The following is a 6,240-nucleotide window of genomic DNA, read 5'->3' on the forward strand; positions in this document are numbered from 1 at the left end:
AATAATTAATAAGCCTTACTTTTCTGGATTTATCTCCAAAAACTGCTCCAACCTTCCAGGTTCTAAAAAAGTAATATCTCGGTTTCGAACCAAGATATAGCCCTTTCTTTCTAAATAGGTAAAACATCGACTTAGAGTCTCCAAAGTCATACCTAGATAGCTTCTAAGTTCTTCTCGATTCATTGGTAACGTGATTGTATCGGTGCGCATACATAAGCGATTGAGAGAGTTACGAAAATCGATTAAAAAGTAAGCTAATTTTTTTTCTGCAGTGTGCATACTCAATGAAAAGATATGTTGTTGACTATGATTTAGGGCAGAACTTAATAGTTGTGTAATGGTCATTAGTAGTGAATGATCCATGTTCATGGCTGCATGAAGTATTTTTACATTGATAGCGTATAGTTCTCCATCATTAAGCGCATAAGCAGCTAAATGATGTTTACCATCAGCAATCCCATCTAGCCCCAGTAAATCCCCTGACATTCCAAATTGCGTAATCTGATATTGACCATTAGGAAGGCAATTCTCAATCTTAATGAAGCCAACACGAATGATATAAAGGTGTTGATGATCATCGCCGTTGTTAAATATTGAGTCCCCTTTTTTGATCTTTAATTTTTGAGCATCAATAGATTTGTTTCGGAAAAAGCATGTACTGATGTGGTTGAGATAAGAATTATTGGGCTGATGCTCTCGTTCACTAATGGAATGGACTTGGTGTATGCCATTCATTCTTAAAGAGTTTTGCATATTTAATCCTTTGGCATGTATTGTTGAAAACACTTTGAAAGTTTAATCAGAATACAAAGATGCTCTACAAATGAATTGATATATGTCAATTCAATGCATTTTAAAAATCTTAATTAAATGCTATTTTGAAACTGGTTAATTCTGGTTATCGCAAATATTTTTTCTTACCCGAATTGGTTCGAAGCAACCTCAATTAAAGGATTGTCATCTCACTATCAAATACTTAGAATCAAGATTTATTCGGGGTTGATTTGACAATCTTGAGTTTCACTTTTGACTTGTCGTTGTATTTCTTTGGTAAACACATATTGAAAGTTATAGTTATCAAATAACTTGGTACTGATTAGCTCATCGTTTAATAACTTTTCAGTCATTTTTATTGTATCTGTTGGTTGTTTCATGATTACATTCCCCCTTAATTAATGAGAAAAGTGTATTTCAAATTTGTTATTAAATATTGATCTATCTCAAAATTTAAACTTCAATAAGTCTTATAAATAAAGCGTGAGGAGAGAAGGTTGCTTTGATGGGTAGCAAATTAAATGATTTAAATCACTCTAATAACGTGACCTCAACATTCCTTCCATGACCTCTTATATGTTGATATTTTTAGAATGGAGTAAATATGAATTACGACGGCCTTGTGCAGATTCAAAAAGATCTTGAGCAACTTATTTCAGATGCTAAAAAGCTGATGAGTGATGTAAGCGAAGTAAGTGAGAAAGATGCTGTAGATTTAAAAGCAGCTGGAGTAGCTCTTTTAAATCAGGCTTTAGATCAGATTAATACTATTAAATCTCAGGTTGTGCAAACAGGTGAACAAGTTATTTGTAAAACTCAATCTAGCATTCATAAACGTCCCATGATGTCTTTAGGACTTGCTGCTTTGGTTGGTGGTTTAGTCGGTGCAATCCTCGCACGTAAATAATTGGAGTTGTTAGACAACTGTTGAAATTGAGTTCATGATGAACAGAATAGGAATCGAAATGAGCAACTATCTTCGTAATAGTTTAATAGCCCTCGTAGCGCTCTTGGGTATATCAGTTTACGGATATGCACAACTTCCTGAGGTATTAAAGCGCAATAATATTACATTCGTGATGGGCGGCATCGGTGAGGATGAGGCTAAAGCCATTCGATCTGAAGCTAAAAACTGGCCTTTGAGTATTGAGTTTTCAGAATATTTAAACAATCGAGATGCATGGATATCTGGAGTCCAACTCAAAATCATCAATAGCAATGATGAGATTACTTTAGATGAAATCATTGATGGCCCCTTGTTTTTAGCAAACTTACCAGTAGGTAATTATCAATTAATCGGTACCTATGGTGGAGTTAGCAAAAAGCAGAAAATTCAAATTAAGGCGGGCAAGACCTTAAGAGTAGCGATGAGCTGGCGATTAGCTAAAACATCCAGCACGCAATCCGAGACTAAATTAGTTAATGTTGATGAGTTCAATCAGAAAGTAACTATATTTCAAGAGAACTTTAAAAAAATGCAAGAACAAATGGATCAGATTCATAGAACAACTGACTTTTCAGAAAGGCAAAGACTCTTAGGGGAGCATTGGGCCACTATGCAAAGCAACGCTAAGGTGATGCAAGAGATATGGGGACAAGGTTTGACTAGTTGTTGTAACCGTGGTGGGCACATGATGGATGGTAGATATCTAGGCAGACGAGGTCCAATAGGCTCGTATTACTCTGAAATGACTCCCGAAGAGCTTCAGCGCCATCAATATATGTTGGAGCGCTATATGGGCATGCAACAAAATATGATGAATCAAATGATGATGCATCAAAATTATCGGTGGATGAATCGATAACTCTAGGAATTGGATAAGGATGTTGTAAGTGCAAGAAATTACTACATTGATGAGAAAAGTGTATTTTAAATTAGTTATTAAATATTGAGCTATCTCAAAATTTAAACTTCAATAAGTCTTATAAATAAAGAGTGGGGAGTGAAGGTTGCTTTGATGAGTAGCGAACTAAATGATTTAAAACTCGCTAATAAAATGTAGGGAAAAATTGTTGATCTCTCTATCAAAAGACTTTGGCTATTAGGTAGAGCCAAGTTCTTGAGTGTTACAACAATATTGAGTTTGCCATAAACGAGAGTAACAATAGCTTGCTTGTGGTTGGCACCAATGATGGCATCAACCTCCCAATGACCAACCTGTACTCTCTCTTCAATATAGGCAGGGAGTTTACTACTAGGTCTTCTAGCGACAATTTGCCCCCGATGTTCTTGACCAATTGCATATCGTTTCTTACGTTTCTTTTGGCAGCGCATTTTTTTCCAAAGGCTTCCACCAGCGGCTTTGTCGGCGTAAATATGTCGATAAATCGTCTCATGGCTGACCCGAACCTCCTCTGCAGTTTGTTCGGGACTCCACTTGATCTGAAGGCAGTCCACTGTCTGAGACCATTTCTCAGCGCTAATTTGAGAAGCATTACGAGAGCCTAGAGAGCGCTCCTAGGCTAATAAACAGGCTTGTCGAGGTCGATAACCTCGACCGTCAGTATTGCGCGCAATCTCTCGGCTAATGGTCGATTTGTGTCGACCCAGCAACTCGGCAATCTGTTGTTTATTTTTTCCGGCTGACATTAATATATAAATCTGATATCGTTCTTCAAGGCTTTGGTGTTTATAGGTCATGGCTACTTTGACTTGGTCGTCGAGAAGCTAAGATACTAAATCATCCTTTTTCGCCTTTCATTTTTCAAAGTTGCACTTCGTATTAGAATCTACTAGTCATAAAATTGATCTTATATTGAAAAATTGTCATATGATTAATCAACGTCGAGAAAACTTGTTCAAATTGAATGCTGAAAATGACTCTTAATTTTAAATTTTTATGTATTTTTCTCTTAGTTCAGCTATTTAATCCCCTTTTTGCTTTATCGAAAGAAGAGGGAGTAAATGTCTCCTCTGCTGATGCGGGACAATCGGTTTTAATTCCTTTTAACTCAGAGCTTGGATTGGCGCGTTTAATTAACGCCTCAGCTAAAGTTGATTTTCCGGCACTCGCGAATCAATTTGAAGCACAATCTAATCGGGCTTTTTGTGGTCCAACTACGGCAGCTATTATTCTTAATACCGTGTATGGAAGAAATCAATCTCTTCCCAGAGATACTAGTCGTATTAAGCCTGAAGATTCTAAAAACTTAAATCCTGGGTTTGATCTGACAGTTCCTCGATTCACGCAAGAAACTGTGATACTTAAGGGGCGTAAAACGCGAGCGCAAGTTTTAGGAGAGCCTGTACTTATTAATGGAAATTTAGTTCGAGACGGCGGTTATCAACTTCGAGAGTTTGATGAAATGCTTCGTGCGAATCAACTTAAAACAAGTTTAAGGATCATTTCAGATCAAACAAGTATTAATGATATTCGCCAAGAATTTATTAAAAACCTAAAAATGAGTGGAGATTACTTGGTTGTCAATTATCGCCGTGAAGATGTGGGGCAAAAGGGTGGGGCGCATATATCACCGGTAGGTGCCTATGATGAGGCTTCTGATTCTATATTGATTATGGACGTTAATCCTGCAGCACAGGGATGGGTTTGGATGCCACTAAGTGTCATTTTTAAAGGGATGAATACCTTTGATAAGATTGAAAATAGGGGTTATGTCCTGATTGAGGGTTTATAAATTCTCAATATGAAATTAAATATTAAGTTTGAGCTCCCTCAAAGAGCTATCGTATTAGTACATTTATTCTCTGGTATTTTTCTCAGTGGAATGATTGCAAATTTCAATCTGTTGTATGCGCAGCCACTGATAACTGCTCCTGCGATACCTGAGCCAGAAATGTTTTCTAGGATTGCTGAAAAAAAATTAGCATTTGGTAAATCGATGATGGTTGCGACTGCTAATTCTTATGCTTCGCAAGCAGCCTATGCTATTTTAAAAAAGGGTGGCAATGCAACGGATGCTGCGATTGCAGCGTCAGTGATGTTAACCCTTACAGAGCCTAATGCTACGGGTATTGGTGGCGGTGGTTTTTTAGTACATTTTGACGCCAAAAGAAAAAAAATTCAGGCCTATGATGGCCGTGAAACTGCACCTGCATTAGCTTATCCTGATCGCTTTCTCTCGGCTAGCGGAGAAGTGATGCGTTTTGAAGACGCAATGACGAGCGGTCGAGCAGTTGGTACTCCAGGGCTTTTAAAGATGTTAGAGATGGTTCATCAAACTCACGGAAAGTTACCTTGGAAGCAAATTCTTCTTCCAACCATTCAGCAATCCCAGCAGGGTTTTATAGTATCTGATCGTCTTCATATTCTGATTCAAAAAGATCCTTACTTAAAAAATAATCCTGAATCGAGAAAATATTTTTATGACCAACAGGGGCTAGCATTTGAGGTCGGAACCTTGATTAAAAATCCCGAATTAGCCAAGGTTCTCAATGAAGTCGCAGAGCATGGAGCTAATGCTTTTTATACGGGATGGATTGCAAGAGATATTGAGCGGGCTGTTCAAAAGAATGCTCATCCGGGTGATTTGACGATTAAGGACTTATCTAGCTACAAAGCAAAAGAGCGTCCAATTTTATGTCATACCTATCGGATCTGGAATATTTGTGGCATGCCTCCCCCTTCATCAGGTACTTTGGCTATTTTACAAATGTTGGGCATCTTAGAATCCTTTCCGATGACTGACTATCCTGCGAATACGTGGCAAGGCATTCATTTATTTTCCGAGGCGGGGCGCCTAGCCTTTGCGGATCGTGATGAATATATTGCTGATCCAGACTTTGTTGTGCCACCTATCAAAGGGATGTTGGATTCTACGTATATTCAAAAAAGAAGAGATCAAATCAACTGGAATAAATCCTTACAAAAGGCTTTGCCAGGACAACCTGAAGGTACTTTAGCCCAGTATTCTTCGGATAGTTTGTCAGAGGCAGCGGGCACAAGCCATATTTCTGTTATTGACTCTTGGGGGAATGCAGTTTCACTCACGAATACGATTGAAGCACAATTTGGCTCTCGGATTATGGTTGATGGTTTTTTACTCAATAATCAACTCACTGATTTTTCATTAACACCAATGGTAGACGGAAAGTTGGTAGCGAATCGTGTGGAACCTAATAAACGCCCAAGAAGTTCTATGGCACCACTTTTAGTATTTGATCAGTATGGAAATTTAGTCATGAATGTTGGATCGGCTGGTGGGAGTGGCATTATTAATTACCTAGCGAAAACTCTAGTTGCAGTGATGGATTGGAATATGAATATTCAAGATGCAATTAGCTTGCCTAATTTTGGAAGTAGGAACAAAGAGACTGAGCTTGAACAAATGGGATCCTGGGATTCTGTCGTTGGTTCGCTAAAAGAAAAGTCCCATATGATTAAGTATTTTGATGCGCCAAGTGGTTTACATGGGCTCTACATCATAAACGGGGGACAAAGGTATTTATTAAACTAGTTTTTTCGACGAACTTTTTTAATATAGGTAATACCAATGTCCCAAATAGAT

6 protein-coding genes and 1 pseudogene are annotated in these 6,240 nt (G+C 38.0%); 4 read left to right on the forward strand and 3 right to left on the reverse strand.

The window, feature by feature from the left end; all coding sequences use genetic code 11:
• Window positions 1–15 precede the first annotated feature (15 nt).
• Both B8983_RS05580 and B8983_RS14005 read right to left on the reverse strand, forming a co-directional pair.
• The gene (locus B8983_RS05580; protein ID WP_084283147.1) at window positions 16–753 is read right to left on the reverse strand and encodes a Crp/Fnr family transcriptional regulator; all 738 of its coding nucleotides are present in this window, start codon (window positions 751–753) and stop codon (window positions 16–18) included.
• A 236-nt stretch (window positions 754–989) separates the two neighbouring features.
• Window positions 990–1,154, reverse strand: a complete 165-nt coding sequence (locus B8983_RS14005) for a hypothetical protein (RefSeq protein WP_159460827.1) — start codon at window positions 1,152–1,154, stop codon at window positions 990–992.
• Window positions 1,155–1,378: 224 nt separating this feature from the next.
• Between B8983_RS14005 and B8983_RS05585 the strand changes: the two genes are divergently transcribed.
• Window positions 1,379–1,681, forward strand: coding sequence for an ElaB/YgaM/YqjD family protein (locus tag B8983_RS05585; protein ID WP_084283148.1), 303 nt, complete (start codon window positions 1,379–1,381; stop codon window positions 1,679–1,681).
• A gap of 58 nt (window positions 1,682–1,739) precedes the next feature.
• On the forward strand, window positions 1,740–2,579 hold the full coding sequence (locus B8983_RS14175) for a hypothetical protein (RefSeq protein ID WP_143736106.1): 840 nt from the start codon (window positions 1,740–1,742) through the stop codon (window positions 2,577–2,579).
• Between the two features lie 277 nt (window positions 2,580–2,856).
• Here the strand turns inward: B8983_RS14175 and B8983_RS14430 are convergent.
• Window positions 2,857–3,415 (reverse strand): annotated as a pseudogene (locus B8983_RS14430) (IS30 family transposase); the annotation flags it as partial.
• Between the two features lie 176 nt (window positions 3,416–3,591).
• Here B8983_RS14430 and B8983_RS05600 point away from each other — a divergent pair.
• Both B8983_RS05600 and ggt read left to right on the forward strand, forming a co-directional pair.
• Complete coding sequence (locus tag B8983_RS05600) at window positions 3,592–4,410, forward strand: phytochelatin synthase family protein (RefSeq protein ID WP_159460829.1); 819 nt, start codon at window positions 3,592–3,594, stop codon at window positions 4,408–4,410.
• Between the two features lie 9 nt (window positions 4,411–4,419).
• Entirely contained in the window at window positions 4,420–6,189 is a 1,770-nt protein-coding gene (gene ggt, locus B8983_RS05605) for a gamma-glutamyltransferase (RefSeq protein ID WP_084283150.1), read from the forward strand.
• The last annotated feature ends 51 nt before the right edge of the window (window positions 6,190–6,240 follow it).

This window comes from Polynucleobacter kasalickyi (genome assembly GCF_900176405.1).
Taxonomy (GTDB): Bacteria; Pseudomonadota; Gammaproteobacteria; order Burkholderiales; family Burkholderiaceae; genus Polynucleobacter; species Polynucleobacter kasalickyi.